Here is a 26,695-nt window from a genome sequence, read left to right on the forward strand (position 1 = left end):
GCGGGCTTGCCTGCGTTACTCACTTATTAAAAAAATAAAATAACCTTGCGAAAGGGAGGTGAACATGATGGAATGGCTATACTGGCTTATTCTGATCCTCCTTTTGCCGATAGCTTTTGTTGCAGGTTTTTTTGTGCGTAAATCGATCGCCGAAGCGAAGATTCAAGGTGCCGAGACGGAAGCGACTAAGATTGTAGAACAAGCAAAACAACAATCGGAAGCGATGCAAAAAGAAGCACGGCTTGAAGTAAAAGAAGAGATGATTCAACTTCGCAATGAGACGGAACAAGAATTGCGTGAACGTCGCGAAGACCAGAAAGTGAAAGAGAATCGCCTCGTTCAAAAAGAAGAGCTTCTCGACCGCAAAGCAGATATGCTCGAGCGGAAAGAAGATTCGCTAGATGAACAGGAGCGCGGGCTCGAAAAACGCAAACGTGAAGCAGAAATGCTCGAAAGCAAAGTGGAGGACTTATACGAAGAGGCACGTCAAGAACTTGTACGCGTGGCAGCCCTCTCGAAAGATGAAGCACGTACCATCATCATGGACGAAGCGAAGCAGGAAGCGCTTCACGATGCTGCTCTCCTTCAAAAAGAAATCGAGCAAAAAGCAAAACAAGAAGCGGATAAAAAAGCGAAACACCTCTTATCTCTCACGATGCAACGATACGCTGCTGAACATGTCGCGGAGACGACGGTATCTGTCGTCAACTTACCGAGTGATGAGATGAAAGGTCGCATCATCGGGCGTGAAGGACGTAACATCCGTACGCTCGAGACGTTGACTGGAATTGATCTCATCATCGATGACACGCCAGAAGCGGTCATTTTGTCAGGTTTCGATCCGGTTCGCCGTGAAATCGCCAAAATGACGCTCGAAAAACTCGTTCAAGACGGGCGCATCCACCCGGCTCGCATTGAAGAGATGGTAGAGAAGTCTCGTCGTGAAGTCGATGAGCGCATTCGTGAGTACGGAGAAGAAGCGACTTTCGAAGCTGGTATTCACGGACTCCATCCAGACCTCGTCAAGACACTCGGTCGCATGCGCTATCGTACGAGTTATGGACAGAACGTCTTGTCTCACTCGGTCGAGGTGGCACATCTTGCCGGGATGATGGCAGCCGAACTCGGGGAAGACGTCACACTCGCGAAGCGAGCTGGACTCTTGCACGATATCGGAAAAGCGATCGACCACGAAGTCGAGGGCAGTCACGTCGAAATCGGAGTAGAGCTTGCAACGAAGTACAAGGAACATCCGGTCGTCATCAACTCGATTGCTTCCCACCACGGGGACGTCGAGGCGACATCGACGATTGCAGTACTAGTCGCAGCAGCTGACGCCTTGTCGGCAGCTCGCCCTGGAGCTCGTCAAGAGACGCTAGAAAGCTACATTCGCCGTCTCGAACGACTCGAGTCAATCTGTGAGTCGTTTGAAGGTGTCGAGAAATCGTATGCGATTCAAGCGGGACGTGAAGTTCGAATTATCGTTCGCCCTGACGTCGTCGACGATGTCGTCGCCGGTAAGATGGCACGCGATATTTGTAAACGAATCGAGGATGAGCTCGATTATCCTGGACAAATTAAAGTGACGGTTATTCGTGAAACACGTTCCGTCGATTATGCGAAGTAAACAAAGCGGAGAATTTCTCCGCTTTTTCTGTTTGAGGGAGGATTTTATATGAAAATTTTATTTATCGGTGATGTCGTCGGGAAGCCCGGACGAGATATTTTGAGCAATCAGATTGGTCGATTGAAAGACAAATACAACCCGACGTTCATGCTCGTCAACGGTGAGAATGCGGCAAATGGGCGCGGTATTACGAAAAAGATTTATCAACAGTTTTTAGAGCTCGGCTTCCATGGGGTGACGATGGGGAACCATACGTGGGATAACCGTGACATTTTTGATTGGATCGACGATGCCGACCGGATCGTCCGTCCAGCAAACTATCCGGACGGGACACCTGGAGTCGGGATAATGAAGTTAAAACAAAACGGAAAGAAATTGGCCGTCATCAACGTCATGGGTAATGTTTTCTTGCCATCCCTTGACTGTCCGTTCCGTACCGTTGACCGGCTCGTCGAAGAAGTGCGTGATGAAGTCGACGCCCTCTTCGTCGATGTCCATGCTGAGGCGACGAGTGAAAAGATTGCGATGGGTTATCACCTAGACGGGCGTGCCCAAGCCGTAGTCGGTACGCATACGCACGTACAGACGGCAGATGAACGTGTCTTGCCGAACGGGACAGCATATATTACCGATGTCGGGATGACGGGTCCACTTGACGGGATACTCGGCATGGATGCATCCGTTGTTTTAAAAAAATTTATGACACAACTCCCAGTTCGGTTTGAAGTTGCCGAGGGACGGGAACAACTTAATGGAGTTTTCATTACAATCGATGATCAGACGAAACGAGCGACAAAAATTGAACGAATACACCTAGATGATCAGACCGTCTGGTTTGATTGAACAACCTACCCGAGGGGGAAACAAGAATGGACGTACTCAAAGTTTCGGCAAAATCGAACCCTAACTCCGTTGCGGGTGCTTTAGCGGGTGTGCTGCGTGAAAAAGGAACGTGTGAGATACAGGCGATTGGGGCAGGTGCGCTGAATCAGTCCATCAAAGCCGTCGCGATCGCCAGAGGCTTCGTCGCGCCAAGCGGTCTCGATTTAATTTGCATTCCAGCCTTTACCGATATTATGATTGACGGAGAGGAACGTACTGCCATCAAGCTCATCATTGAGCCACGATGAGCGGTCGGGACATAGGTCCTATTCTTGTGAAGAGGAGCCATCGGCGCGGATGGCTCCTCTTTTTTTGTGGAAAATGGACGTTCCGTCTTCTCAGTTTCGTCATTTTATGACAAGATGATAAAGAACGTATCGTTCGATCATAAGAGACAAGAGGGGGACGTTTTCAATGGAACAACTCGTGTCAACCACAGAGAAGGAAACAACGACACCAGTAATGAAAGCGATTCAAAAACACACGGCCGGTTTTGGGGCAAAACTGGTCGACGTACCAGTTCCAACGCCAGGACCTGGAGAAGTACTCATTCAAGTCAAAGCGACATCGATTTGCGGGACCGATGTTCATATCTATGAGTGGGATGAATGGTCACAGAGCCGCGTCAAACCACCGTATGTATTCGGTCATGAGTTTTCGGGAGAAGTCGTGGCACTCGGGGAAGGGACGAAGCGCATCAAAATCGGACAGACCGTATCCGCTGAGACGCATATCGTCTGTCATCAGTGTAAACAATGTTTGCGTGGACAGTATCACATCTGTAAAAATACAAAAATCATCGGTGTGGACACGCAAGGTTGTTTTGCAGAATACGTCGTTATGCCTGAAGAGAACCTATGGGTAAACCCGGAAACGATGCCAGCCAAATTGGCATCCATTCAAGAACCGCTCGGAAACGCGGTACACACGGTGCTAGCAAGTGACGTGTCTGCCAAATCGGTCGCCATCGTCGGATGCGGACCAATCGGACTCATGGCGGTAGGCGTTGCCAAAGCAGCTGGTGCGAGTCGCGTCTATGCGATTGATGTCAATCCGTATCGCTTAAAGCTCGCAGAAGAGATGGGGGCAGATGTCGTCATCAATAGCTTAGAAGAGAATCCGCTCGAATTAATTGAACGGGAGACGGATGGAGACGGAATCGATGTTGTCTGCGAGATGAGCGGTCATCCGATTGCGATTGATCAGGCGTTCAAAATGGTCACGGCAGGCGGGGATGTCAACGTCTTGTCGCTCCCGGCTCGTCCGGTCGCCATCGACCTCACGAGAGATGTTGTCTTTAAAGGTGTCCGTGTCCAAGGAATTACGGGACGGAAGATGTATGAGACGTGGGGCCAAGTTTCGACGATGCTCGCGACGGGTCAGTTGAATGTCGAACCAATCATCACGCACGTTTTCAAGCTCGAGGAATTCGAAAAAGGATTCGAACTCATGCGGGCAGGGAAATGTGGGAAAGTCGTCTTATTACCATAAAGGGGGAAACAACATGGCATTTGAACATATTACAGAAGCAATCAATGAGATGAAAGAACAGGGGACGTTCCGTAAGCTTGTCCCACTCGAATCGGCACAAGGGAACGAAGTGACAATCGACGGGAAGTCACTCGTCCAGCTGTCATCAAACAACTACCTCGGACTTGCGAACCATCCACGTTTGAAGCAGGCAGCGATTGAAGCGGTCGAAGAGTACGGGGCAGGAACAGGATCAGTTCGTACGATTGCTGGTACGTTCGAAATGCACGAAGCGTTTGAGCGCGAACTCGCCGAGTTCAAACATACGGAAGCCTCACTCGTCTTCCAATCAGGATTTGCGACGAACCTTGGGGTCTTGTCTGCACTTCTCGGACCGGAAGATGTCGTCATTAGTGATGCGCTCAACCATGCGTCAATCATCGATGGGATTCGTCTCACGAAAGCGGCACGTCGTATCTATAAGCACGTCGACCTCGAAGACTTGGAGAAAGCGTTAAAAGAGACACAAGATTATCGGACACGTCTCGTCGTGACGGATGGTGTGTTCTCGATGGACGGGAACATCGCACCGCTTCCGGCAATCGTCGAACTCGCCGAGAAATATGACGCTGCGGTCATGGTCGATGATGCGCACGCATCTGGCGTTCTCGGGAAGAATGGTCGCGGAACGGTCAACCACTTCGGTTTAGACGGACGTGTCGCGTTACAGGTCGGGACGCTTTCGAAAGCAATCGGTGTCTTAGGCGGGTATGTTGCCTGTTCACAAGACGTACGCGATTACTTGATCCACAAAGGTCGTCCGTTCCTCTTCTCGACATCACATCCACCGGCAGTCGTAGCGGCGAACCGTGAAGCAATCCGTGTCATGAAAGAGGAAGAAGAACTGTTCGAAAAATTGTGGGCGAACACGGAGTTCTTCAAGAACGGTCTACGTGACCTCGGTTTCGATATCGGCCATGCGACGACACCGATCACACCGGTCATGCTTGGTGAAGAGACACTCGCGCATACGTTCTCGGACAAACTGAAAGAGCATGGTGTATTCGCACAGAGCATCGCTTTCCCGACGGTCGAACGCGGTAAAGCCCGTATCCGTACAATCGTCACAGCGGAGCACACAAGAGATGACCTTGAACGCGCACTCGAGGCGTTCAAAACAGTCGCAGAAGAATTGAATGTGACATTACGCGCATAAGCGAGGACTGCAGACGATTTGTCTGCAGTTTTTTGATGGATTTGTACACGAAATCGAGTATATTCAGATAGAGCATAGTTCGGGTAAAAGAGAAATGTAGCTTATTATTAAATATTTCAATTACCGTATTATCATTGAATTTTTATAAATCAAAAAAGCGAGGAAAGGCTATGTTTCAGCAAGAAATATTTCAAGTGGGAATAGTGTTAAATCGAGAGACGTTTTCCATTCTAACGATTTCACCACCATTCATCATAAATGTGATCTTTAGCGTCATGATTGTGATGTATGTCTTTTACTTTCGGAGTGAGGGTTGGAAAGAGAAATTGTGGAACTTCGCCCTCATGTCCTATGCAATCTTATTCATCTCTGTTTATATAGGAGCCTGGTTAGTGAGGTTGAAATACAATCTTACACCGAGTTTCGGTGAATCGTTCGCCCTTGAATCCTTTCCAGGATGGAAAGCTTTTCTTATGCAAATGATTGAGAACAACATAGAAGAACCAAATGTAACAGCGAATGCGATTACGTTCGGTGCATTGTTGTTCTACTCTCGGAAGTTAAAAAGTAGAACTATGTCGGTGTTAAGATTACTTGCAATGATTCCTATTAGTTTATTTTTCATCATATATATTCCGAAACTCTTTAGTTGGTTCTTCTAATAAAAAAGAAGCAAAGCGCAATGCTTTGCTTAAATCATGAGTATTCCTCTAAATCCTCGAGCCGCATAATAAGAATCTGCACCATTGTGATAGACAAAGGTATGATCATAGCGGCGGTCGCAGAACAGGGCGCCGCCTTTTTGACGAATCTCATTCGGTGTCAGAATCCAACTCGATGTCTTCAAATCGAATTGACCGAGCGTTTGTAAATGTCGGTATGTTTCTTCGTCGAAAAGGGTTATTCCCATCTGTTCAGACAAGGTGACCGCACTTCCGGCGGGTTTGTTTTTCTTACGTGCCTCAAGAGCGGGTTCGTCATAACAGAGGCTCCGGCGACCGCTTGGACTTTCAACTGAACAGTCGCAAAAAGCGAGATCTCCGTTTGCGAGACGAATCACATCAGGTTCGCCTCCTGTCTGTTCCATCAAGGAGAGTGTAGCCAACTTGTCCTGATTAACTTGAATTCTTTCCAATACGTCTGACCAGACAACGTCACGATGACGTTCAACGTTCGCAGTAAAGCGAGACTCTAGAGTACTTAGTAATTCAAGGATTTCTTCCTGTGAAAGTTTCGACATGAGAATCACTCCGATCATTTGTTTCTTTTAGTATACGATATGTATCGATACTGTTTGTCTATTCCATTGTAAGAAAGGGGAATCCAAATTGAATTTTGATGAAATAAACGTTGAGCATTTAAGGGTGAACTCATTTCAGACAATGGATCTGTTCACATTGAAAACAGACTATTTGAGTCGATTGCCTGTCGGTTCATATCGAGTAACAGATTACTGTGAACTTGACGTGATTGTCACAAAGTCACAATTAGGACGACTTCAGTACGTTGATTTGACCTTGCCGTTGGGCGTGTATATAGAGGGGCGACTTTTCTTGTTGTATGATCCGTATCATCGTGCAATCTATTCAACACATGCACAAGTCGATTATCCAAATGAACAAAGTATCTCGGCTGTTGATTTCTTATGTGCTAATAGTCGCGACTTTCATGATCCTGATTCTTATTCACTAAAGAGTGAAGACTTGTATAAACTATCATCGGATAGTCAATGGAGGGAATTCGGGTTGCCAAAAGTTCAGTCATCTCCCTCATTCCTCTCCCACCTATTCAAATCACTAAACGTCAATTCATTTCAGGCAGTTTTGAAGAAAAATCGATTTCTATCTGATCTCAAGGGATGGGCAGATGTGACAAAGTGTGAATATAGTGTCGAACATTACGGAAAATGGATGTGGTCGAATGAGTATATGATGACCTGTCATCTTCAAAACGTATGTGAAGGTGAATTCCTTCAGTTGATTACGATGATTGAGGAGAGTGATGAGTTGGAAGGTTTTCGATTTTTGATTGAGACCGAGACAAGCATTCTGTCACTTTTTATTTTAGGAGATTTGAAACGTGGCGATGGTGTCGGAGTATTTCAATACGAAATTGACTAAAAGGGGCGATGACAATGAAGTTCGAAGATTTATTCTTCTATCACGGGATGATGCATGTGTTTGATTTTCAACATGATGTAGGATCGAGCCGCCTTACTTTTCAATTACAGTTACTCGATCACCAGAGGAAGCGAAACAGGACATTCCGTGAACGGGTCGAAGTTGGTGGGGTTCATTCCCAGCGAAAAGTGATCAATGTAAAACTATGTTTTGAAGACGTCATCTATATGGAGGTCATACAAGAGTCGTTTGCGGATGGAATCATGGATGAACCGTCAGATGAGCTCGAGGGTTCGCAAATCAAACGATTCAAGCAATCTGGATACCTGGATTTTTTGAAACGAACGCGTTTCTCGTTTTGGGAGTTGATACATGACGATTCAACACCGTTCACGCACTATCATATTTGCGGTCTGAACTCAGTTCTAGAAATCATCACGCTTTCTATATTGAATATTGAATCAGTGATTTCACTCGATTGTCATCGAAAAGGGAGTCCAACCATATATTTCGGTGGGAAATTCTATAAGTAAGGCGCCCTCTCTTTGAGAAGGCGCCTGTTGCTTATACAGATGATACGGTTAGCATGGACTGTTCAGTTAATCGTCCGATCCAAATCAACGGAAGGGTCAAAAGTGCTCCGAGAAGGTAAACCGAATCAATTGGTAGTACGTCCGCGAGAAGACCGAAAAACAAACTCCCCACACTGAATGCGAGTGCGTATCCCGTTTGTTGCACACTATATACGTAAGGGAGCTGTGTAGTCGGGATCTGTTCTTGAATGGCGGTGTTCGTCTGGATGATGCGGATTTGTGTAGCTGCGCCTTGAATCACTAACGCCAAAATTGCAAACGCGAGATGTGCAGTCATGCCGAACAAAATGGCGGCGGCAATGGATAAGATAGTGGTCGACGGTAACGATAGCGCTCGTCGAGACCGATATAGATAGGCACTCGCCGCAATCATACTAATCAAAAATGCTGCGTTGAGCGTCCCCCACCAGCCCGTATCGACTTGTAGATGTCGCTCGAGATAGACGAGAAGTAATGCCGAAATCCAGAGCGTGCTGACAAATGATTCATACGTCACAAACCATGTCACACGACGGGCGAATGGTGACGTTCTTACATAAGTAAGACTAGCGCATAAGGTAATCGAGTCATCCGTTCCATCATCGACGACGTCTTCCGCAAGCGATTGATCGAAGTAAATTGTCACAATCGTGGAAAGGACGAAGAGAACGAGGGAGACGATTAACGCGAGAGCGCTCGAGGTGAAAGAGACAAGCATCGTCCCGAGCGGCCACATGGCGAGCTGGATGAACTGATTAGACCCTTGAACGAGGCTGTTCGCTTGTTGACGATTCGTCGTCAATCTTGGGATAAATGACGCTTGGATGGGACGTGCGAACCCATCGAGGAAAGCGATCAACACGACAAGTCCAAGAACAAGGATCGAATCCGTGAAGAGAACGAGAAAAAGGGTGACTGTCTTCATCAGTTGTGACAGGACGAGCGTTTTCCCTAGCGAGTAGCGGCTGAGGATACGGGCGAAAAAGAGTCCGCTGAGTGTCATACCGGCAGTCACGGCAATCGGGAAGCTGGCCGCCATGAAAGCGGAACCGGTTTGTTGATACAACGAGGCAATGAGCGCGACGATGTATAGGACATCGCCAATGTTGGCGAGCCATTGGCTAACGAGCAGTGTATAAAACGATTTCATCACAAATCTCCTCCGAATCTATTCAATTAGGTAGGGTGGACGAATCGTTTTTACACATTTACACCTCTTTACAAAATAATATGAAAATAATTATACAAAATTTGATTAATTCTGTAAACTTGTCATATGGTCGCAATTGTTAATATTAAGAGGGTGAAATGATTCAACAAGCTTTGAAACTCGTAGGTAAAAAGAAGTTGGAGTGGGTTACAACACGAGTACCTGCTCTTGAAGCAGATCAAGTTTTGATTGAAACCATCGCTACCGCCATTAGTGTTGGGGCAGAGCTTCCTCAATATGACGAAACGGATTTGACTGATTCGAGTCCGGACTATCCCCGTAAAGTGGGATATGAGAGTTATGGAAGGGTTGTAGATAAGGGTGAGGATGTTACGACACTCCATGTTGGCGACCGGGTGATTGCTTTTTATGGACAACAAACATACGGGATCGTCTCTGCACAGAAAGCGTTTTATGTTCCACCGGAAGTGGATTATAAAACGGCGTTGCTAGCGATTTTGTCATGTGATGCAGCGAAAGGGGTTAGAAAATTAGTGCCATCCTCTACCGATTCGGTCATTGTTTCTGGATTGGGGACGATGGGTTTACTCGCAACATATTACTTAAGAAATTATTATGGTGTGAAAAAGATTGATGCAATCGAGCCAGATTCGAATCGAAGAGAATTAGCTTATCGGTTTGGAGTTGAACAGGTATACGCCCCGAACGAGGTGAAGGACAGCCACTACCATTATGGCATGGAGTGTTCTGCTCGAAATGAAGGGTTCATGAACCTTCAACAGGCAGTAATGCCGAATGGGTCTATCTGTATCTTATCAGACGGGAATCAAGAAGAACTGGTGCTTCTACCGCAATTCTATGAAAAAGAGTTATATATCGTCGGATCAAGTGACGGTTGGGACTATAGAGAACATTTCAAGTGGTTTTTTGGAGCGAGTTGGCAAACCTCATACATACAAGAGATTTTTGAGTTGGACATTGATCAATCTAGCTTAATTGCTACGTTTGAAAGACTAAGTGCACATGTCATCAACCCAATTAAGATTGCAGTGACGTATAAAAAGAAAAAACATCAATTGATGACTGAGAAGGATGGGTCCATATGCTTGATTATAAAATAAATAACGATATCACACTTAGAATGTTTAATGTAAAAGATGCAGACGCACTGTTTGAACTGACGATGGCATCGAAGCTTTATCTGCGAGAGTGGCTCGGTTGGCTTGATTATATCGAATCAGTAGAAGACTCGAAGAAGAACATAGAAGGACGAATTAAAGGACTGATTGAGACGGGTGGATTCCCAAAATCTTTTGCTGTGATCTATAAAGGAACGCTTGCCGGGACAATCGGATTTAACGAAATCGACCGTGGAATCAATTGCGGCACCATTGGGTATTGGATTAGTCAAGAGTTTCAAGGTAAAGGAATCATGAGTCAAGCGCTCGAGACCATCATCGAGTATGGGTTCCGAGACCTTAAATTAAATAAGATTGAGATCCGGGTCGCGACAGAGAATTTGAAGAGTCGCGCACTTCCGGAACGATTCGGTTTTAAAGAAGAAGGGGTCATTCGAGATGCAGAATGGCTGTATGACCGTTACGTTGATCATGTTGTTTATGGGTTGTTGCGGGATGAATGGAGAGGGAATAATGACTGACGTGAATCAAGAATTTGTTAGGGCGATTTATTAAACGGTGATCAGAGACGGAATTGATGAATATAAAGAAATGTATGAGACGGTAGAAGTGGATTCAAACATGGATGCGTTTTGGAATTTATATCAAAACTCTAATCCAGAAGAAAAGGAAATCTTATTAAAGATGATGGAACAAATCATGATTGATACAGTCTCTCATATGCTAGGGATTATTGACGGAAGTTCCACATTAAATGATAGTGAGCTCGAGCCTAAGTTACTGCTAGACTCACAAGATACAGAGAATGAATTGCGGGACTCATTCTTAGAATTGGTCGAATTGAACTTGGATGGCAATGACGAGGAGAATAGAAGATGAGATATTATATTGAGTTATATGATGATTCTAACGATCAATTTGAAGTTGCTGAGAATCATGTAGGTATTGTTAAAATCTTAGATGGAGGTTTTCTTAACTCCGGAAAGTAGAGAAATCATTGTAGCTTATGGAACTGAAAGAGAAGTGGATTCGTATTTTCCACTAGATCCTTGAGTTACATGACAAAGACCCGTCCTTCACGAGAGGGCGGGTCTTTCGTCTGACTCGAAGAATTCAGTACCGAATTCTTCATACGCCTGTTCATAGCGACGTAAGGAAGATTCTTTATGCATACACGTGACGTTCATTCGCTCAGATGGAGTCATATCGGTTGCATACGTTTTTAACACATGGGCGTTTCGAAGCATTGACGGGGTGACCGAACGTGCGAGTCCGCTCCGCTCGTTTAGCTGTCGCATCATTTTCGTGATCATGACGATCGTCAATTGCTTCGGTTGATTCTTCGCATACACCCAGCGGAACGTCATCCGCGCGAAATCGAATGAGACGAAGACTGGATCTTCCGAGTACCAGCGTGGCCGTACCGGCGTCGGAATGTCGGCCAAATAGTTCATGAGTAACGATTGGTCCTCTTGCGAAAGCTTCAACGTGAACTGGTTCCCGAGACGATCATATACGTCAAAGGTGTGATCAGCCAGGTGCAGGTCGCTCATACGTAAACGAATGATATGATGGACGCGCAAGCCGTATTTATAGAAGAGCGTCACAATCAGTTCGTTCCGATTGACAAGATAAGGATGGGCTTGCAACTGATTCTCGCTCAAGCCCCTCGTCGAACGAATCGTATGAACAAGACGATTGAATTCAGACTCGAGTGCGATTTGGTCGATGGATAACGTATGTGCCGGCTGCGAGTAGGCAAGCATCTTCTTCCGAAGCGGATTTAAAAAGTGGGTCAGGCTATTGATGACCGTGACGATTCGAGCGACGGTCGCCTGTTGATAGTGCTTCTCTTCGATTAAAAAGTCATTCACAAACGTCTTCCACGATTCGATGGGGACGTCTAACCAGTCCGTCGGTTCGTTCAGTTCGACATTGTGGTCGTGAAAGTATTTATGCACGTCAATCAAGTCGTAGCGATATCGTTTTAGCGTCGAGGGTTGACGGCCGCTTGCTCCGAGATGATACAAGTATGTTTCGATAAATTCCGGGAGCGGATAGTCTTTTCTACGTTTCGTCATGGTCGAGCCTCCTTCTTCTTTTATCCTACCACAAACGGACGTTCTCTATACGTTGATTCGTGGTAAGATGAAAGGTGAGACTTTATGGAATGAGGGATTACATGATAGAACGTGAAAAAGTTGTCATCGTCGGCTGTCAGTTACCGAATGTCGATGATTGGACATATGAACAGTCGATGGGCGAGCTCGTCGAACTCGTGGACACGGCGCAAGGTGAAGTCGTCGCACGACTCGACCAGAAACGTCAACAAGTCGACCGTCGTACCTTTATCGGGAAAGGGAAAATTGAGGAGCTCGCGATGCTCGTCGAACAGTTCGAGCCGGATTTGTTAATCTTCAACGCCGAGTTGACACCGGCGCAGTCGAAGAACATTCGCATCGCCTTGAACGACCCGGATGACATGAAGCTGATTGACCGTACGCAGCTCATCTTAGACATCTTTGCGAGCCGTGCGCAATCGCGCGAAGGGAAATTGCAGGTCGAACTTGCGCAGATGAACTATTTACTACCACGTCTCATCGGACAAGGGACACAGCTCTCGCGACTCGGTGGTGGAATCGGGACTCGTGGACCGGGTGAGACAAAACTTGAGTCGGACCGTCGCCACATCAAGCGTCGCATCGATGAGATTACGAAACAACTCGAAGGAACGGTCGCACACCGAGATCGCTACCGGGAACGTCGGAAAGAAAATCGCGTGTTCCAGGTCGCGCTCGTCGGGTATACGAATGCTGGGAAGTCGACAATCTTTAATCGATTGACGGATGCAGATACGTATGAACAGGATGAGTTGTTCGCAACACTTGACCCGTTGACGCGTGAACTCGAACTTCCACGCGGTGGAAAAGTGCTGATTACCGATACGGTCGGATTTATTCGTGATTTACCGACGAAACTTGTTGCCGCTTTCCGTTCGACTTTGGAAGAAGTGGTCGGTGCTGATTTGATCCTCCACGTCATCGATGCATCGAACCCACATTATTTGAACCAAATCGATACGACGAATGCGGTATTGGAAGAACTCGGTGCGAGTGAGGTCCCACAACTCGAGGTATATAATAAGAAAGACCGGCTCACAGAAGACTTCGTCGGTGGACCGCTGTTGATCTCTGCGATCGCATCAGAAGATATCGAACAGTTGATTGGTGCACTCGAAGATAAAATCTCGGACATTTTAACAAAAGTCCACGTCGTCTTGCCGGTGACGGCTTTTGAACATTACCACCCTTCCAAAGAAGCGATGTATCGTCTTGAAGAAAACTTCTTGGATGACGGTTCTGTCGAGTTGGTAGGTTATATGAGAGAAGACACGCGTCTATATGCGACGCTAAAACAATTTGAGGTGTAAGTATGTGGCAAGAAAAGATTGAACATTATGATGCACTCGCGCCGTATGTGAAAAAGGCCGAGGCACGAGTGAAACCATTTTTTGAGAAGATTGAAGAGACGGCTGAGTTCAACCAGTATCGTGTTCTCGAATCGTTTAAAAAGCACAAAGTATCGGATTTTCATTTTAATCCGACGACGGGGTATGGATATGATGATCTCGGTCGTGACACGCTCGAGTCGATTTATGCAGACGTGTTCGGAGCAGAGCTCGCATTATGCCGACCGCAAATCATCTCGGGTACACATGCAATCGGGATTGCCTTGTTCGGTGTCCTCCTACCAGGTGACGAATTGCTGTATATCACAGGGAAGCCATATGACACGCTCGAGGAAATCGTCGGCATTCGTGGAGACGGTCGCGGCTCATTAAAAGAACTGGGTGTCCATTACGACACTGTTGAATTAAAAGAGGAACACGAAATCGACATCGACCGCGTCATCGAACGGATTCGTCCAGAGACGAAACTCATCGGGATTCAGCGCTCGAAAGGATATGCGAATCGTCGCAGCATTCCAGTCGAGGAAATCAAGTTTGCCATCGAACGTATCAAAGCGGCGCATCCGCATGTGTATGTGTTCGTGGACAATTGCTACGGTGAATTTGTCGAGACGATCGAACCGACTCACGTCGGTGCAGACTTGATGGCGGGTTCTCTTATCAAAAACCCAGGGGGCGGATTGGCGAAGACGGGAGGTTATATCGCAGGGACGAAAGAACTGATTGAACGTTGTTCGTTCCGGATGACGACTCCAGGTATCGGGAGTGAAGCTGGACCGTCGCTCTATTCGCTTCAAGAAATGTATCAGGGCTTTTATATGGCTCCTCATACTGTCGCACAGGCATTGAAAGGGGCACACTTGACGGCAAGCCTTTTATCGTTGATTGGGTTTGAGACTGACCCACACTATTCGACTCCGAGAACGGACTTGATTCAATCGGTGACGTTCCGCGACCGTGAAAAGATGATCGCGTTTTGTCAAAGCATCCAAATGGCATCACCGGTAAACGCTCATGCGTTACCCGTTCCGGCCTATATGCCTGGATATGAAGATGATGTCATCATGGCAGCAGGGACGTTCATTCAAGGTTCATCGATCGAGTTGTCAGCGGATGGACCGCTTCGAGCGCCATACACAGCGTATGTTCAAGGTGGTCTGACGTATGCTCATGTGAAAGTCGCGCTTATGTTGGCGTTGAGCCAATTACACGATAAAGGACTGGTCGAATTTAACGACCAAAATCAACAAGCACATTTGTAACCGTTCTGTCATGTTAACTTTCTTAACATCTATTGACAGGATTGTTGTCATGTATTATTCTCACATTGTGAGACAGAAAAGGAGGGGTAAGGATGGCTGATCAATTTCGTCGCTCCAACCCGTTGTTTCCGATTGGAATCGTCCAAGATCTGACGCAACTGACTGGTAGACAGATTCGGTATTATGAAGAACAGGGTCTGATTTCGCCTAGTCGGACGGAATCGAAACGACGGCTTTATTCCTTTAATGATGTCGAACGTCTACTCGCAATCAAGGATTACATTGACCAAGGCTTTAATTTGGCGGCAATTCGCCACATGTTAGAGCAAGAAGGTGAAAAAGAAGCGGAAACGTCTGCTCCGGCCGCACCAGTCAATGAAGCACCAAAGGTTTCGGAAAAAGAGTTACATCATTTGTTGAAAACACAGCTTCAAGAAGCCGGTCGTTTCAATAAGACGTCGCTCATTCAAGGCGAGCTTTCACGTTTTTATCGATAACGCCGCACACATCAACCATTACACAATGTGAGAGGGGACATTTTACCATGGCCAGAAAAACGTTCACAAAAGAAGACATTAAACGCATCGCACAAGAGGAAGACGTACGCTTTATTCGTCTTCAATTCACGGATATCCTCGGAACAATCAAAAACGTCGAGGTGCCGATCAGCCAATTGGACAAAGCACTTGATAACAAGATGATGTTTGACGGATCGTCAATCGAAGGATTCGTCCGCATCGAGGAATCAGACATGTACTTATATCCAGACCTCAACACATGGGTTGTCTTCCCGTGGACAGATGGCAGCGGAAAAGTCGCTCGCTTAATTTGTGATATTTATAACCCAGACGGTACACCATTCAGTGGTGACCCACGTGGTACACTCAAGCGTAACCTTGAGAAAATGCAAAAACTTGGCTTCTCAGCGTTCAACGTTGGACCAGAGCCAGAGTTCTTCTTGTTCAAGAAAGACGCATCAGGTCGTCCGACACTTGAGCTCAACGACCAAGGTGGATACTTCGACTTGGCGCCAGTTGACCTCGGTGAGAACTGCCGTAAAGAAATCGTCATCGAACTTGAAAACATGGGCTTTGAAATCGAAGCATCACACCACGAAGTTGCACCAGGACAACACGAAATCGACTTCAAATACGCAGATGCTGTCACAACGGCAGATAACATTCAAACGTTCAAGCTCGTTGTTAAGACGATCGCAGCGAAGTATGGTCTTCACGCGACATTCATGCCAAAACCACTCTTTGGAGTAAACGGTTCAGGAATGCACGCGAACATGTCACTCTTCAAAGGCGACACAAACGTCTTCTACGATCCAAATGGCGACATGGAACTTTCAGACACAGCTCGCGCGTTCACAGCTGGTATCTTGGAGCACGCTCGTGCGTTCACAGCAGTATGTAACCCGACTGTGAACTCTTACAAGCGTCTCGTACCTGGTTACGAAGCACCTTGCTACGTTGCATGGAGCGCACGCAACCGTTCACCACTCGTACGCGTACCAGCAGCACGTGGTCTTTCGACTCGTATCGAAGTACGTTCGGTTGACCCAGCAGCGAACCCGTACCTCGCACTTGCTGCCCTCTTGGCTTCAGGTCTTGACGGAATCGAAAAAGATTTGAATGCACCAAAACCAATCGACAGCAACATCTACGTGATGGACAAACCAGAGCGTGTAGCAAACGGGATTGACGATCTTCCGGCAACGCTCTTCGACGCACTCGAAGTCCTTCGTGCGGACAAAGTCGTGATGGAATCACTCGGTGAGCACATCGGCGAACACTTCCTCGAATTGAAAGAAATCGAGTGGGATATGTTCCGTATGCAAGTAACAGAGTGGGAACGCGATCAGTACATGACGCTCTACTAATAGAAGAGATATGCAAAAAAAGAGCACGGAATGACTTTCAGCTGAAGATCATTCCGTGCTCTTTATTTGCAATATTAAGTGTAGGGTCGCTCAATTGATTTCGTTATTGTTATGTTTGTTTATCCTCTTTTGACTTGATTGGAACCCAAACTTCGCTATAGACGTTCTCATAACCCATTTCAATTTTACTAAATGAAATCCCTGGTAAGTCTTGAAGTTCATATCCGGAAGATGGTAACCATTCTGCGTAGGTTTTAGCCATCGTTTCTTGAAGCGTTTGTGGGAACGGACCGCAATTCGGGAAGACAGCCCACAAGCTTTTCGGAATTGAGATTTGTTCTAGGTCATCATATACATCTTCTCTTGTCGTAGCGAACCCGATCATATGGGTCAAATATCCTTCTTCTTCTAAGTGACCATCATCGAAATTGAACGATGCATTTAGTACATGGTTCGGGTAAAGATTTCCCATTTCACGCATATGCATACGCTGTTGTTCACTTATAGACTGTGCTAATGCCACAATTTCTTGATTTATCCCTTCGAACTGAACAGGGACACGTTTTGAAACACCGACGATTTGAAATGCGTCTTTCTCTTCTATTTTGAATTCCATTGATGTTCCTCCTTTGATATCGATATAAAACGTGAAGCGAGGAAACGACTTTTGAATATGATTCTTCATGACTTCGGAAGGCAAGAATCCTGACCACTCTCGAAATGCTCTCGAGAAGCCTTCGATCGAATGGTAGCCATATCGAAATGCAACATCTGTCACGCTAGAACCATGAATCAATTCCTCATTCGCAATCGATAGACGGCGATTTCGGATGTAAGTAGTCAATGTCATTCCCGACATATACGAAAACACTCTTTTAAAATGGTGGGCAGAGAGCCCGGTGATTTTTGTGATGTCAGAATCTGAAATTTCTTCGGGCAATTGCTGTTCGATATGTTCCATTAACTCATTTAGCGCTTCTACCAACATCATCACCTCCTTCATAATTCGACTATAAGGGAATGGCATCTGAGTATCTTGATGATTTGAGTACAAGAATTATCGGATTGGAAAAATGAATGCATACTTCAATACATTATGTTATGAATACCCTAATGTGTTGCGAATTCGTCTGTAAAAAAAGACCACCTCCGCGAAAAATCGGTAGGTGGTCCTTTAAATTGTTCAGAATGCTTTCTTGAAGAATGTCGATGTATAGTCAAGCGTCGTGTGCAGGGTCGTTGCAAATACAAGTCCTAAAAAGAACGACATGCCGTGTACGTCCACCCACGACCGGATTTCTGTTTCATATGCTGTGAAAGGCAAAAGCAGAATGAGTGGGAAGCCGATGTACGCAATCCGAATCAGATCACTCAAAACAGGTAAATGCGAAAAGAGCGAACGGTGCGGCATGAGCTTCACATATGGGAGCCACATGAATTTAAGTGGACCCCATCTGTAATAGGCATCTGATTTTAAGTCAAGGTCCGGGGAGAGCCAGAGTGTACCAATAATCGCACCGATGATCAATGCGAACGGGATATCGATGTCAATAAAAGGCGTGGCAACCGCAAGTGCGCCGGTTGCCACGAGATTCGTTCGGGTATGGGTCTTGCCACTAGCCATTAATGAATCGTCCGGTATACACCGATGACCTTCCCTAAAATCGAGACGTTGTCAAAATACATTGCTTCCAACTCATCGTTTTCCGGTTGAAGACGGACTTTTGAAGCTTCTTTATAAATCCGTTTCACAGTCGCCTCGCCCTCATCGGTCATAGCGACGACAATCTCTCCATTGTCGGCGGTGCTTTGCTGACGAACGAGCACGCGGTCCCCGTCCAAAATTCCGGCGTTGATCATCGAATCTCCGGAAACGGACAACATATATACATTATCTGAACCGACGATATGTGCCGGGAGCGGGAAGTGTTCTTCCACGTTCTCGATGGCGGTAATCGGTGTCCCGGCGGTAACTTTCCCGATGACCGGTACGTACATGACGGACTCTTGCTCTTCCATTGCCGGCATATCTTCAGTCAAAATTTCAATCGCGCGAGGTTTCGTCTTGTCTCGACGGATCAACCCGCGTTTTTCCAAACGATCTAAGTGACCGTGTACGGTCGAACTAGAAGCAAGGCCGACGGCTTCTCCAATTTCACGAACAGAAGGCGGATATCCCTTTGCCCGAACTTCGTCTTTGATGAAATCAAGAATCTGTTGTTGTCGCGCTGACATTTTTTTCATTATGTTCACCTCGATGTAATCGAATAACCTGCAAACGCATCCTATTCTTTATGTGTCTAGTGTAACACAAGAACACATGAGCGTACAAACATTCGTTCGTTTTTTTTGTGTTGACCGAACACGGGTTCTTGTTTTATGATGAGAACAGATAAACGAACAAACGTTCTAACGAACATATATTCTTATACAGGAGGCAATGCAATCATGAAAGATACACTTAACGGAATCATTTTAGTCGGGATGCTCTTGGTCGGGATGTTCGCTTTTTATTTGGCAGGGGAGATGCGAGGGGAACCGGCAGTAGTCGAACCAGTCGTCACTATGGAGGAACGTACGATTGAAGAAGAAGTCGCTTATGTCCAAGCGGAATCACTCGAAGCACAAATTATGGCAGAGCGAGAAGAGCATCATGAACGAAAAACAAAATGGTATGCCGCTGAGTGAATGTTGATCATTGCGAACCGTTCTTGAACTGTGTATCGTAAGGAATGAATGCGATGAAAGGGAGTGATGCGATGCGAGTCGTCATCTATTGTCGGGTATCGACGAACAAGTCAACCCAAGAGACATCACTCAGTCGGCAAGTCGATGAATTGCAGCGTCTGGCTTCGCAACTAGGGGCAGAAGTCATAGAGATCATCACGGAGCAAGAGAGTGGATATGAAGTGAATCGACAGGGGCTCCTTGATTTACTTGACCATGTGTCGATGTCTGATTTGGATGCCGTACTTGTCACGGACGATAGTCGCTTGGGACGAGGAAATGCCAAGATTGCCATCTTGCATACATTGATGAAGCATGACGTTCGGTTGCTGACGATGCAATCGACGTCGGACTATGTCGTTTCCGATGCCGAAAAAATGGTTTTAGAGATTGTAAGTGTTGTGGAAGAGTACCAACGTAAAATTCACAACGCTAAAATTTCTCGCGGGATGCGCCGCGCCGTCGCCAACGGATTCAACCCACAGCGCAATATTCAAAACAATGATCAAGGTGGGCGACATCGAATCGAAGTGCCGATTGAGGAGATTATCCAACTGCGCGAGCGCGGGTTGACGTTTGCTGAGATTGCGGCAACCCTCCGTGGATTCGGTTATGAAGTGTCGAAAGCGACCGTCAATCGACGGTATCTCGAGCACCAGTCAGTAGCTGAAACTTGATTCTTCCTCTCTGATTTTGTAAAGTATAAGAACAAATTCACTAGAGAGGGGGCGAGTCAGATGTTAGCACCAGGACAATTGGAGCGAATCAATTTCCTCGCCAACAAAGCGAAGACAGAAGGACTGTCTCAAGAAGAAATGAACGAACAACAAGACTTGCGTCAAGAATATTTGAAGGCGTTCCGTCAATCGTTCAAATCACAAATGATGGGGATGAAAGTCGTCGATCCAGATGGAAATGACGTCACCCCAGAGAAATTGAAAGAAGATCAAAAACGCTATCGTGGCGAGTGATGCTGAATGCACATCCTATTTCGTATAGGATGTGCATTTTTGTTATACACGAACGGTCATCAGACGAACGGATTGCGGTTTTTTTAAGGCAATTGAAGGAAACGATTTCACTAAATGTGTTATACTAATTAATTAGTTGTGACACACGAATGAGTGTGATAAAATATGACGGGTAGAAAACCTTCTTAACACAGAGAGGATGAAATTAGTGGAAACAACTACTAAAGAATTATTAGCGATTAACTCGATCCGGACGCTCTCAATTGATGCGGTCCAAAAAGCGAACTCTGGTCACCCAGGGATGCCAATGGGTGCTGCACCTATGGCGTTTACACTTTGGACAGACAAAATGCGTCACAACCCGAAAAACCCAAACTGGTTCAACCGTGACCGTTTTGTACTTTCGGCAGGTCATGGATCGATGCTCTTGTATTCGCTCCTTCACTTGTCTGGGTATGATTTGTCGATGGACGACCTTAAATCATTCCGTCAAATGGACTCGAAGACTCCTGGTCACCCAGAGTACCGTCATACGGCTGGTGTCGATGCGACGACGGGCCCGCTTGGACAAGGGATTGCAATGGCTGTCGGGATGGCCATGGCAGAGAAGCACTTAGAAGCGACTTACAACCGCGACGAGTTCAACGTCGTTGACCACTATACGTTCGGGATTTGCGGAGACGGAGACTTAATGGAAGGTGTATCGGCAGAAGCAGCATCACTCGCTGGTCACTTGAAGCTCGGTAAACTCGTCGTTCTTTACGATTCAAACGATATCTCACTCGATGGCGATCTTCACAAATCGTTCTCTGAAAGCGTAGAAGATCGTTTCAACGCGTATGGATGGCAAGTCATTCGTGTCGAAGACGGAACAGATATCGATTCAATCGCAAAAGCAATCGATGCGGCGAAAGCTGAGACGTCAAAACCGACATTGATCGAAGTGAAAACGGTCATCGGATTCGGTTCACCGAACAAATCAGGTAAATCGGCGTCGCACGGCGCTCCACTTGGAGATGCTGAAATCGAATTGACGAAACAGTTCTATAAATGGGAAGGCGAGTCATTCTACGTACCAAACGAAGTATACGACTTGTTCAACGAGAAAGTTGTCGAGCCTGGTGCGAAATATGAGTCAAACTGGAACGAACTCGTAGAAGCATATAAAGCGGCGCACCCGGAACTCGGTGCACAGTTCGAGCGTGCGATGAACAACGAACTTCCTGAAGGTTGGGACAGCGAGTTGCCAACATTCGAAATTGGTTCGAAAAAAGCAACACGTCAAACGAGCGGTGAAGTCTTAAACGCAATCGCAAAAGCAGTACCGACTCTCTTCGGTGGATCTGCTGACCTTGCAGGTTCAAACAACTCGATGATTAAAGGTGCAGTGGACTTCGATGAAGATCCAGCTGGACGTAACATCTGGTTTGGTGTACGTGAGTTCGCAATGGCAGCAGCTGTAAACGGAATGGCTCTTCACGGTGGCGTCCTTCCATACGGTGCGACATTCTTCGTCTTCTCGGATTACCTTCGCCCGGCAGTTCGTCTTGCTGCACTCATGGGACTTCCGTCAACGTTCATCTTGACACACGACTCAATTGCAGTTGGTGAAGATGGCCCGACACACGAGCCAGTTGAACATTTGATGAGTTTCCGCGCGATGCCGAACCTCTCTGTTCTTCGTCCGGCAGACGGGAAAGAAACAATCGCTGCTTGGAAACAAGCGGTAACATCGAAAACGACACCTTCACTCCTCGTCTTGACACGTCAAGCGTTGCCAGAGCTCGAAGGCACATCGGTTGAAACGGCAGCAAAAGGAGCATACGTCGTTGCAGGTGAATCGAAAGATGCAGACGTCCTCTTGCTCGGTACGGGTTCTGAAGTACACGTCCTCGTTGAAGCGCGTGAGCAGCTTGCGTCTGAAGGCGTGAATGCGGCAGTCGTATCGATGCCATCATGGGAACTCTTTGAAGCACAATCTGCTGAGTATAAAGAGTCTGTTCTTCCATCTTCAATCACGAAACGTGTCTCACTTGAAGCGGGTGCGACACTTGGATGGTACAAATATGTAGGATTCGGTGGAAAAGTACTCGGAATCGACAAGTTCGGGGCATCTGCACCTGGGGATCTCCTCATGAAAGAATACGGCATGTCAGTCGACAACGTCGTCAATGCAGTAAAATCGCTTTAATCGAATTCGAAATTCTCGTGACGACCATTTGTTTGGTCGTCACTTTTTTTCTGGACGACTAGCGAAGTTGGTCAATTTAGTGTATAGTAAAAAACGATGTTTCATATGGTAGAGGAGGTAAAGCCTTGAGTACATTATTCTGGATTCTTCTTGTCGTGGCAGCACTCATCGGGGGTATCGCGATCGGATTCTTTATCGCGCGTAAATACATGATGAACTACCTTGAACAGAACCCGCCAATCAATGAAGATATGATTCGTACGTTGATGATGCAAATGGGTCAAAAGCCATCACAGAAGAAAGTCAACCAAGTGATGCGCGCCATGAACGTGCAGATGAAAAACGAAAAGAAATCATAATCAATCATGAAAGCACTTCGGATACCGAAGTGCTTTTTTATTTCCTCTTTTTGTTAGACAATCGAACAAACTTTCGCTACGATTAATGAATAATCTTCATATAAAGACAAAGGGGGCGTTTCATATTCGTGTATTTAAACAATTATCTTGGTTTTTACGTCTCGAGTGGAGGACGTATGCACTCGGCATCGTCTTACTCATATTTGTGGCAGGGCTAGAATTGATTCCACCGCGAATCATCGGCCGAATCGTCGACGAAATCAATCGTGATTCACTTTCGTCAAATACGCTTTGGATGTTACTAGGGGGTCTCGCAGCAGTTGGAATCGGAAATTATGTTGCCCGCTTCTTTTGGCGCTATTTCATTTTTGGTGCATCGATTCGACTAGGAAGAATGTTACGTAGCCAACTGTATCGGCACTTTACCGATCTCGATCAACGATTTTACAAGAAGTCACGTGTCGGCGACCTGATGGCCCACGCGACGAATGATGTACAAGCCGTATCGATGACGGCAGGGGCGGGCATATTGACACTAGTCGATAGCGTGACGCTGGGGACGTTCGTCATCATTACGATGATTACAACAATCAGTTGGAAGCTGACGCTCGTTGCCTTGCTTCCGCTCCCAATCATGGTCGCTCTGACGACTCGGTATGGGAAGATGTTACATAGCCGATTTGGCGTCGCCCAAGCGGCATTTTCAGAATTGAATGACAAAGTACAAGAAAGTGTCAGTGGAGTTCGTGTCTTAAAGTCGACCGGGGAAGTCAACCGAGATGTCGACTCGTTTGAGAACTTATCGAGTGAGGTCATGGCAAAAAACGTACGAGTCGCCAAAATTGATGCGTTATATGATCCGACTATCTTTGGGATTGTTGGCTTGTCCTACATCCTCTCGGTCGGGTATGGCGCCGTCTTGATTGAACAAGGTGAATTGACGATTGGACAAATTGTCAGCTTCACAGCCTATTTGGCGCTGTTGACGTGGCCGATGCTGGCGTTCGGTTGGCTATTCAACATTGTCGAGCGTGGACGGGCATCGTATGATCGAATCGAAAGAATGCTCGCCGTCAAACCGGAGATTCAAGATGACCGAATGGCAGCGACGACACTTGCACATTCAGAAGTGGAAGTCGATGTGCAACATTTCGCCTATGACGAGACCGTTGTACTCCGTGATGTCCATTTTCGGATTGAGCGCGGAAAGACGATCGGCATTGTCGGGAGGACAGGTGCGGGTAAGACGACGATTGTCCGTCTGTTGACCCGTGAGTACGATGTAAAAGACGGAAAGATTAAAATCGGAGGCATCAATATTCGCCAAGTGAAAAAATCGTTATTGATGGACAAAATTGCCGTCGTACCACAAGATCATTTCTTGTTCTCCGATTCGATTGCGAACAATATCGCTTTCGGAAGACCCGATGCGAGCATGGAAGAGATTATCGAGGCGGCTAAAGTCGCTGAGGTGCATGAGGATATCATCCGGCTACCGGAAGGATACGCGACGCTTGTCGGGGAACGCGGTGTGACGTTGTCAGGTGGGCAGAAACAACGGATTTCCATCGCGCGTGCGCTCATGACTGAAGCAGACGTCTTGATTTTGGATGACGCGCTATCTGCCGTGGATGCGAAGACAGAGGAGTCGATCATCGAACACTTCCGTGTCGGAAATCCTGAACAAGCACGGGTGATCGTGGCGCATCGACTATCTGCTGTCGAACATGCAGACGAGATTCTCGTGATTGAAGACGGCAAAATCGTCCAACGTGGGCGTCATGACCAATTACTTCAAGAAGCCGGCTGGTACCGAGAGACGTATGATCGTCAACAACTTGAGGCGATTGTAGAAGGGGGTGGACACGATGAAGCATGATGTTCAAGAATGGCAAGTCATCAAACGGCTGCTCAGCTATGCAACACGTTACGGGAAGTCGCTCAGTATCGCCTTCGTCTTCCTATTGATTGCGACAGGCGCCAAGTTGGCCGGTCCGTTTTTAATCAAAGTGTTCATCGATGAGTTCGTCACGCCAGGTGTCTACCCGACGAACTGGGTCATCGCACTCTTCGCGGTCTATATGGTTCTTCATGTATCCGCAATCGTGTTTGATTATCTGCAGTCGATTTCGTTTCAAAAGATTGCGTTGAAGATTGTCCAAAACATACGAATGGATATTTTCCGCCACGTCATGGGGATGCGGCTCGCCTATTTTGACCGAACACCAGCGGGCGTCCTCGTATCAAGGATTACGAATGATACCGAGGCGGTCAAAGAACTGTACGTCGGTGTGATGAGTACGTTCGTCCAGTCGGCTGTTCAATTGATTGGGACGTATATTTTCCTATACATATTAGAACCGCCACTAGCGACGATGGGGCTCGTCTTGTTGCCGCTCTTCTGGCTCATCATTTGGGCATATCGTCGTTTTTCAACGAAATATTTCGCACAAGTGAGGGACCTTTTGTCACAACTCAATGCCCAGTTGAACGAGTCAATCAACGGCATGGGGATTATTCAACAATTTCGTCAAGAAGAGCGGCTCATCCGTCAATTCGAAGAGACGAATGAGGCGCACCAGGAGGCACGATATCGGAACTTAAAGCTCGACAGTATGTTGCTACGTCCAATCATCGAGCTCCTTCTTGCTTTCTCAATCATTGGTCTACTCGGATATTACGGTGTGCTCTCGATGAGTGAGCAAGTACAGGTCGGGGTCGTCTACGCATTCATCAGCTATATCGAACGGATCTTCCGACCAGTTCTCGATATTATGCAGCGATTGAGTGAATTTCAACAAGCTGTCGTGTCGGCAGACCGTGTCTTTAAAATCTTGGATACAGATGAGCCGGCACCAGGAAAACAATTGCCGGGCGAGGCTCGGATTACAGAAGGTGAAGTACGGTTCGAGGATGTGACGTTCAGCTACGACGGGGATGTCGACGTGTTGAAGCGAATCTCATTCGTTGCAAAACCTGGTGAGACAGTTGCGCTCGTAGGTCATACGGGTAGCGGGAAGAGTTCGATTATCAACTTGTTGACCCGCTTTTATCCATATGGCTCGGGTCACATCACCATTGACGGACAGCCACTCGAACAATTTGAAGAGCAAGAGCTTCGTCAACAAGTCGGACTGGTGCTACAAGATCCGTTTCTATTCACTGGGACGATTGAAGAAAATTTAAAGTTATTCAATCCAAATATCGATTCAGAACGTGCCCGTGAAGCCGCTGAGTTTGTCCAGGCACACACGTTCATCGAGAAATTAGATGCCGGGTACGGTCATGTTGTCGGAGAGCGTGGAGCGACATTTTCGAGCGGTGAGCGACAATTGCTCGCATTTGCGCGAACGGTCGCCCGTAATCCAAAAGTACTCATTCTCGATGAGGCGACGAGTTCAATCGATACCGAGACGGAAGAACGCGTACAGACGGCACTCGACCGTATGCGACGTGGTCGTACAACGATCGCCATCGCTCACCGTCTTTCAACGATTCAAGATGCAGACTTGATTTTGGTACTGCATCGTGGAGAAATCGTGGAGCGTGGGAATCATCAACAGTTATTGAAGCAAAACGGTCTGTACAAAAAAATGTATGAATTACAGTCTGGACAACGTCTGATGTCTTGAAT

General features: G+C 46.7%; 27 protein-coding genes. 21 read left to right on the forward strand and 6 right to left on the reverse strand.

Annotated features, from left to right (window positions below; genetic code table 11):
- Positions 1–64: 64 nt before the first annotated feature.
- From rny to KNP62_RS01880, 5 genes are all read left to right on the forward strand, one after another.
- Positions 65–1,627, forward strand: a complete 1,563-nt coding sequence (rny, locus tag KNP62_RS01860) for a ribonuclease Y (RefSeq protein ID WP_214748227.1) — start codon at positions 65–67, stop codon at positions 1,625–1,627.
- A gap of 48 nt (positions 1,628–1,675) precedes the next feature.
- Entirely contained in the window at positions 1,676–2,470 is a 795-nt protein-coding gene (locus tag KNP62_RS01865; protein WP_214782559.1) for a TIGR00282 family metallophosphoesterase, read from the forward strand.
- 26 nt (positions 2,471–2,496) lie between these two features.
- On the forward strand, positions 2,497–2,757 hold the full coding sequence (locus tag KNP62_RS01870; RefSeq protein WP_012726477.1) for a stage V sporulation protein S: 261 nt from the start codon (positions 2,497–2,499) through the stop codon (positions 2,755–2,757).
- 166 nt (positions 2,758–2,923) lie between these two features.
- Entirely contained in the window at positions 2,924–4,000 is a 1,077-nt protein-coding gene (gene tdh, locus KNP62_RS01875; RefSeq protein ID WP_214782562.1) for an L-threonine 3-dehydrogenase, read from the forward strand.
- Between the two features lie 13 nt (positions 4,001–4,013).
- On the forward strand, positions 4,014–5,195 hold the full coding sequence (locus tag KNP62_RS01880) for a glycine C-acetyltransferase (RefSeq protein WP_214782565.1): 1,182 nt from the start codon (positions 4,014–4,016) through the stop codon (positions 5,193–5,195).
- Positions 5,196–5,886: 691 nt separating this feature from the next.
- Here the strand turns inward: KNP62_RS01880 and KNP62_RS01885 are convergent.
- Positions 5,887–6,435 (reverse strand): DUF4256 domain-containing protein, encoded by a 549-nt coding sequence (locus KNP62_RS01885; protein ID WP_214782567.1) that lies wholly within the window; start codon positions 6,433–6,435, stop codon positions 5,887–5,889.
- Between the two features lie 124 nt (positions 6,436–6,559).
- On the opposite strand from KNP62_RS01885, the gene KNP62_RS01890 reads away from it, so the two are divergent.
- Positions 6,560–7,315 (forward strand): hypothetical protein, encoded by a 756-nt coding sequence (locus KNP62_RS01890; RefSeq protein ID WP_214782569.1) that lies wholly within the window; start codon positions 6,560–6,562, stop codon positions 7,313–7,315.
- A 14-nt stretch (positions 7,316–7,329) separates the two neighbouring features.
- Positions 7,330–7,848, forward strand: a complete 519-nt coding sequence (locus KNP62_RS01895; protein WP_214782570.1) for a hypothetical protein — start codon at positions 7,330–7,332, stop codon at positions 7,846–7,848.
- Between the two features lie 31 nt (positions 7,849–7,879).
- Here KNP62_RS01895 and KNP62_RS01900 read toward each other — a convergent pair whose 3' ends face one another.
- The gene (locus KNP62_RS01900) at positions 7,880–9,037 is read right to left on the reverse strand and encodes an MFS transporter (protein ID WP_214782572.1); all 1,158 of its coding nucleotides are present in this window, start codon (positions 9,035–9,037) and stop codon (positions 7,880–7,882) included.
- 158 nt (positions 9,038–9,195) lie between these two features.
- On the opposite strand from KNP62_RS01900, the gene KNP62_RS01905 reads away from it, so the two are divergent.
- Genes KNP62_RS01905 through KNP62_RS01915 form a run of 3 tightly spaced genes read left to right on the forward strand, consistent with a single transcriptional unit; the run spans position 9,196 to position 11,076 of the window.
- Positions 9,196–10,179 carry an alcohol dehydrogenase catalytic domain-containing protein gene (locus KNP62_RS01905; protein WP_214782574.1) on the forward strand — a complete coding sequence of 328 codons (984 nt, stop codon included), beginning with the start codon at positions 9,196–9,198 and terminating at the stop codon, positions 10,177–10,179.
- Positions 10,161–10,718: a GNAT family N-acetyltransferase gene (locus KNP62_RS01910; protein ID WP_214782576.1), complete on the forward strand. Its 558-nt coding sequence runs from the start codon at positions 10,161–10,163 to the stop codon at positions 10,716–10,718. Before KNP62_RS01905 ends, KNP62_RS01910 begins: the two co-directional genes overlap by 19 nt.
- Before the next feature lie 37 nt (positions 10,719–10,755).
- Positions 10,756–11,076 carry a transposase gene (locus KNP62_RS01915; RefSeq protein ID WP_251125554.1) on the forward strand — a complete coding sequence of 107 codons (321 nt, stop codon included), beginning with the start codon at positions 10,756–10,758 and terminating at the stop codon, positions 11,074–11,076.
- Between the two features lie 197 nt (positions 11,077–11,273).
- Here KNP62_RS01915 and KNP62_RS01920 read toward each other — a convergent pair whose 3' ends face one another.
- Positions 11,274–12,278, reverse strand: coding sequence for a tyrosine-type recombinase/integrase (locus tag KNP62_RS01920; RefSeq protein WP_214782577.1), 1,005 nt, complete (start codon positions 12,276–12,278; stop codon positions 11,274–11,276).
- A gap of 101 nt (positions 12,279–12,379) precedes the next feature.
- Here KNP62_RS01920 and hflX point away from each other — a divergent pair, with 101 nt between their 5' ends.
- The 4 genes from hflX to glnA all read left to right on the forward strand — a co-directional run bounded on the left by hflX (position 12,380) and on the right by glnA (position 16,813).
- The gene (gene hflX, locus KNP62_RS01925) at positions 12,380–13,627 is read left to right on the forward strand and encodes a GTPase HflX (protein ID WP_214782579.1); all 1,248 of its coding nucleotides are present in this window, start codon (positions 12,380–12,382) and stop codon (positions 13,625–13,627) included.
- A gap of 2 nt (positions 13,628–13,629) precedes the next feature.
- Entirely contained in the window at positions 13,630–14,928 is a 1,299-nt protein-coding gene (locus KNP62_RS01930) for a methionine gamma-lyase family protein (protein WP_214782581.1), read from the forward strand.
- A 92-nt stretch (positions 14,929–15,020) separates the two neighbouring features.
- Positions 15,021–15,425 carry a MerR family transcriptional regulator gene (locus KNP62_RS01935; RefSeq protein ID WP_074033204.1) on the forward strand — a complete coding sequence of 135 codons (405 nt, stop codon included), beginning with the start codon at positions 15,021–15,023 and terminating at the stop codon, positions 15,423–15,425.
- A gap of 47 nt (positions 15,426–15,472) precedes the next feature.
- The gene (gene glnA, locus KNP62_RS01940) at positions 15,473–16,813 is read left to right on the forward strand and encodes a type I glutamate--ammonia ligase (protein ID WP_214692727.1); all 1,341 of its coding nucleotides are present in this window, start codon (positions 15,473–15,475) and stop codon (positions 16,811–16,813) included.
- Between the two features lie 109 nt (positions 16,814–16,922).
- Here the strand turns inward: glnA and KNP62_RS01945 are convergent, their stop codons facing one another.
- The 3 genes from KNP62_RS01945 to lexA all read right to left on the reverse strand — a co-directional run bounded on the left by KNP62_RS01945 (position 16,923) and on the right by lexA (position 19,057).
- A complete protein-coding gene (locus tag KNP62_RS01945; RefSeq protein WP_214782583.1) occupies positions 16,923–17,798 on the reverse strand; it encodes an AraC family transcriptional regulator in 876 nt (291 codons plus the stop codon).
- Positions 17,799–17,996: 198 nt separating this feature from the next.
- Positions 17,997–18,437, reverse strand: coding sequence for a metal-binding protein (locus KNP62_RS01950; protein ID WP_214782586.1), 441 nt, complete (start codon positions 18,435–18,437; stop codon positions 17,997–17,999).
- On the reverse strand, positions 18,437–19,057 hold the full coding sequence (lexA, locus tag KNP62_RS01955; protein WP_074033201.1) for a transcriptional repressor LexA: 621 nt from the start codon (positions 19,055–19,057) through the stop codon (positions 18,437–18,439). The genes KNP62_RS01950 and lexA overlap by 1 nt, the downstream gene beginning before the upstream one ends.
- A 204-nt stretch (positions 19,058–19,261) precedes the next feature.
- Between lexA and KNP62_RS01960 the strand changes: the two genes are divergently transcribed.
- The 7 genes from KNP62_RS01960 to KNP62_RS01990 all read left to right on the forward strand — a co-directional run bounded on the left by KNP62_RS01960 (position 19,262) and on the right by KNP62_RS01990 (position 26,693).
- Positions 19,262–19,501 carry a hypothetical protein gene (locus KNP62_RS01960; RefSeq protein WP_214782589.1) on the forward strand — a complete coding sequence of 80 codons (240 nt, stop codon included), beginning with the start codon at positions 19,262–19,264 and terminating at the stop codon, positions 19,499–19,501.
- 71 nt (positions 19,502–19,572) lie between these two features.
- Positions 19,573–20,217 (forward strand): YneB family resolvase-like protein, encoded by a 645-nt coding sequence (locus tag KNP62_RS01965; RefSeq protein ID WP_214784035.1) that lies wholly within the window; start codon positions 19,573–19,575, stop codon positions 20,215–20,217.
- Between the two features lie 60 nt (positions 20,218–20,277).
- A complete protein-coding gene (locus KNP62_RS01970) occupies positions 20,278–20,511 on the forward strand; it encodes a DUF896 domain-containing protein (RefSeq protein ID WP_031423491.1) in 234 nt (77 codons plus the stop codon).
- A 199-nt stretch (positions 20,512–20,710) separates the two neighbouring features.
- A complete protein-coding gene (gene tkt, locus KNP62_RS01975; RefSeq protein WP_214782591.1) occupies positions 20,711–22,702 on the forward strand; it encodes a transketolase in 1,992 nt (663 codons plus the stop codon).
- 125 nt (positions 22,703–22,827) lie between these two features.
- On the forward strand, positions 22,828–23,061 hold the full coding sequence (locus tag KNP62_RS01980; RefSeq protein WP_012726454.1) for a YneF family protein: 234 nt from the start codon (positions 22,828–22,830) through the stop codon (positions 23,059–23,061).
- Positions 23,062–23,185: 124 nt separating this feature from the next.
- On the forward strand, positions 23,186–24,940 hold the full coding sequence (locus KNP62_RS01985; protein WP_214784039.1) for an ABC transporter transmembrane domain-containing protein: 1,755 nt from the start codon (positions 23,186–23,188) through the stop codon (positions 24,938–24,940).
- Positions 24,930–26,693, forward strand: coding sequence for an ABC transporter ATP-binding protein (locus KNP62_RS01990; protein WP_214782594.1), 1,764 nt, complete (start codon positions 24,930–24,932; stop codon positions 26,691–26,693). The genes KNP62_RS01985 and KNP62_RS01990 overlap by 11 nt, the downstream gene beginning before the upstream one ends.
- The last annotated feature ends 2 nt before the right edge of the window (positions 26,694–26,695 follow it).

It is taken from the genome of Exiguobacterium sp. s183, from assembly GCF_018617655.1.
Taxonomy (GTDB): Bacteria; Bacillota; Bacilli; order Exiguobacteriales; family Exiguobacteriaceae; genus Exiguobacterium; species Exiguobacterium aestuarii_A.

Excerpts from the sequence above, each read along its gene's own strand:
- rny (WP_214748227.1), top strand. The coding sequence starts at position 65 with ATGATGGAATGGCTATACTGGCTTATTCTGATCCTCCTTTTGCCGATA.
- KNP62_RS01865 (WP_214782559.1), top strand. The coding sequence starts at position 1,676 with ATGAAAATTTTATTTATCGGTGATGTCGTCGGGAAGCCCGGACGAGAT.
- KNP62_RS01870 (WP_012726477.1), top strand. The coding sequence starts at position 2,497 with ATGGACGTACTCAAAGTTTCGGCAAAATCGAACCCTAACTCCGTTGCG.
- tdh (WP_214782562.1), top strand. The coding sequence starts at position 2,924 with ATGGAACAACTCGTGTCAACCACAGAGAAGGAAACAACGACACCAGTA.
- KNP62_RS01880 (WP_214782565.1), top strand. The coding sequence starts at position 4,014 with ATGGCATTTGAACATATTACAGAAGCAATCAATGAGATGAAAGAACAG.
- KNP62_RS01885 (WP_214782567.1), bottom strand. The coding sequence starts at position 6,435 with ATGTCGAAACTTTCACAGGAAGAAATCCTTGAATTACTAAGTACTCTA.
- KNP62_RS01895 (WP_214782570.1), top strand. The coding sequence starts at position 7,330 with ATGAAGTTCGAAGATTTATTCTTCTATCACGGGATGATGCATGTGTTT.
- KNP62_RS01900 (WP_214782572.1), bottom strand. The coding sequence starts at position 9,037 with ATGAAATCGTTTTATACACTGCTCGTTAGCCAATGGCTCGCCAACATT.
- KNP62_RS01905 (WP_214782574.1), top strand. The coding sequence starts at position 9,196 with ATGATTCAACAAGCTTTGAAACTCGTAGGTAAAAAGAAGTTGGAGTGG.
- KNP62_RS01910 (WP_214782576.1), top strand. The coding sequence starts at position 10,161 with ATGCTTGATTATAAAATAAATAACGATATCACACTTAGAATGTTTAAT.
- KNP62_RS01920 (WP_214782577.1), bottom strand. The coding sequence starts at position 12,278 with ATGACGAAACGTAGAAAAGACTATCCGCTCCCGGAATTTATCGAAACA.
- hflX (WP_214782579.1), top strand. The coding sequence starts at position 12,380 with ATGATAGAACGTGAAAAAGTTGTCATCGTCGGCTGTCAGTTACCGAAT.
- KNP62_RS01930 (WP_214782581.1), top strand. The coding sequence starts at position 13,630 with ATGTGGCAAGAAAAGATTGAACATTATGATGCACTCGCGCCGTATGTG.
- KNP62_RS01935 (WP_074033204.1), top strand. The coding sequence starts at position 15,021 with ATGGCTGATCAATTTCGTCGCTCCAACCCGTTGTTTCCGATTGGAATC.
- glnA (WP_214692727.1), top strand. The coding sequence starts at position 15,473 with ATGGCCAGAAAAACGTTCACAAAAGAAGACATTAAACGCATCGCACAA.
- KNP62_RS01950 (WP_214782586.1), bottom strand. The coding sequence starts at position 18,437 with ATGGCTAGTGGCAAGACCCATACCCGAACGAATCTCGTGGCAACCGGC.
- lexA (WP_074033201.1), bottom strand. The coding sequence starts at position 19,057 with ATGAAAAAAATGTCAGCGCGACAACAACAGATTCTTGATTTCATCAAA.
- KNP62_RS01960 (WP_214782589.1), top strand. The coding sequence starts at position 19,262 with ATGAAAGATACACTTAACGGAATCATTTTAGTCGGGATGCTCTTGGTC.
- KNP62_RS01965 (WP_214784035.1), top strand. The coding sequence starts at position 19,573 with ATGCGAGTCGTCATCTATTGTCGGGTATCGACGAACAAGTCAACCCAA.
- KNP62_RS01970 (WP_031423491.1), top strand. The coding sequence starts at position 20,278 with ATGTTAGCACCAGGACAATTGGAGCGAATCAATTTCCTCGCCAACAAA.
- tkt (WP_214782591.1), top strand. The coding sequence starts at position 20,711 with ATGAAATTAGTGGAAACAACTACTAAAGAATTATTAGCGATTAACTCG.
- KNP62_RS01990 (WP_214782594.1), top strand. The coding sequence starts at position 24,930 with ATGAAGCATGATGTTCAAGAATGGCAAGTCATCAAACGGCTGCTCAGC.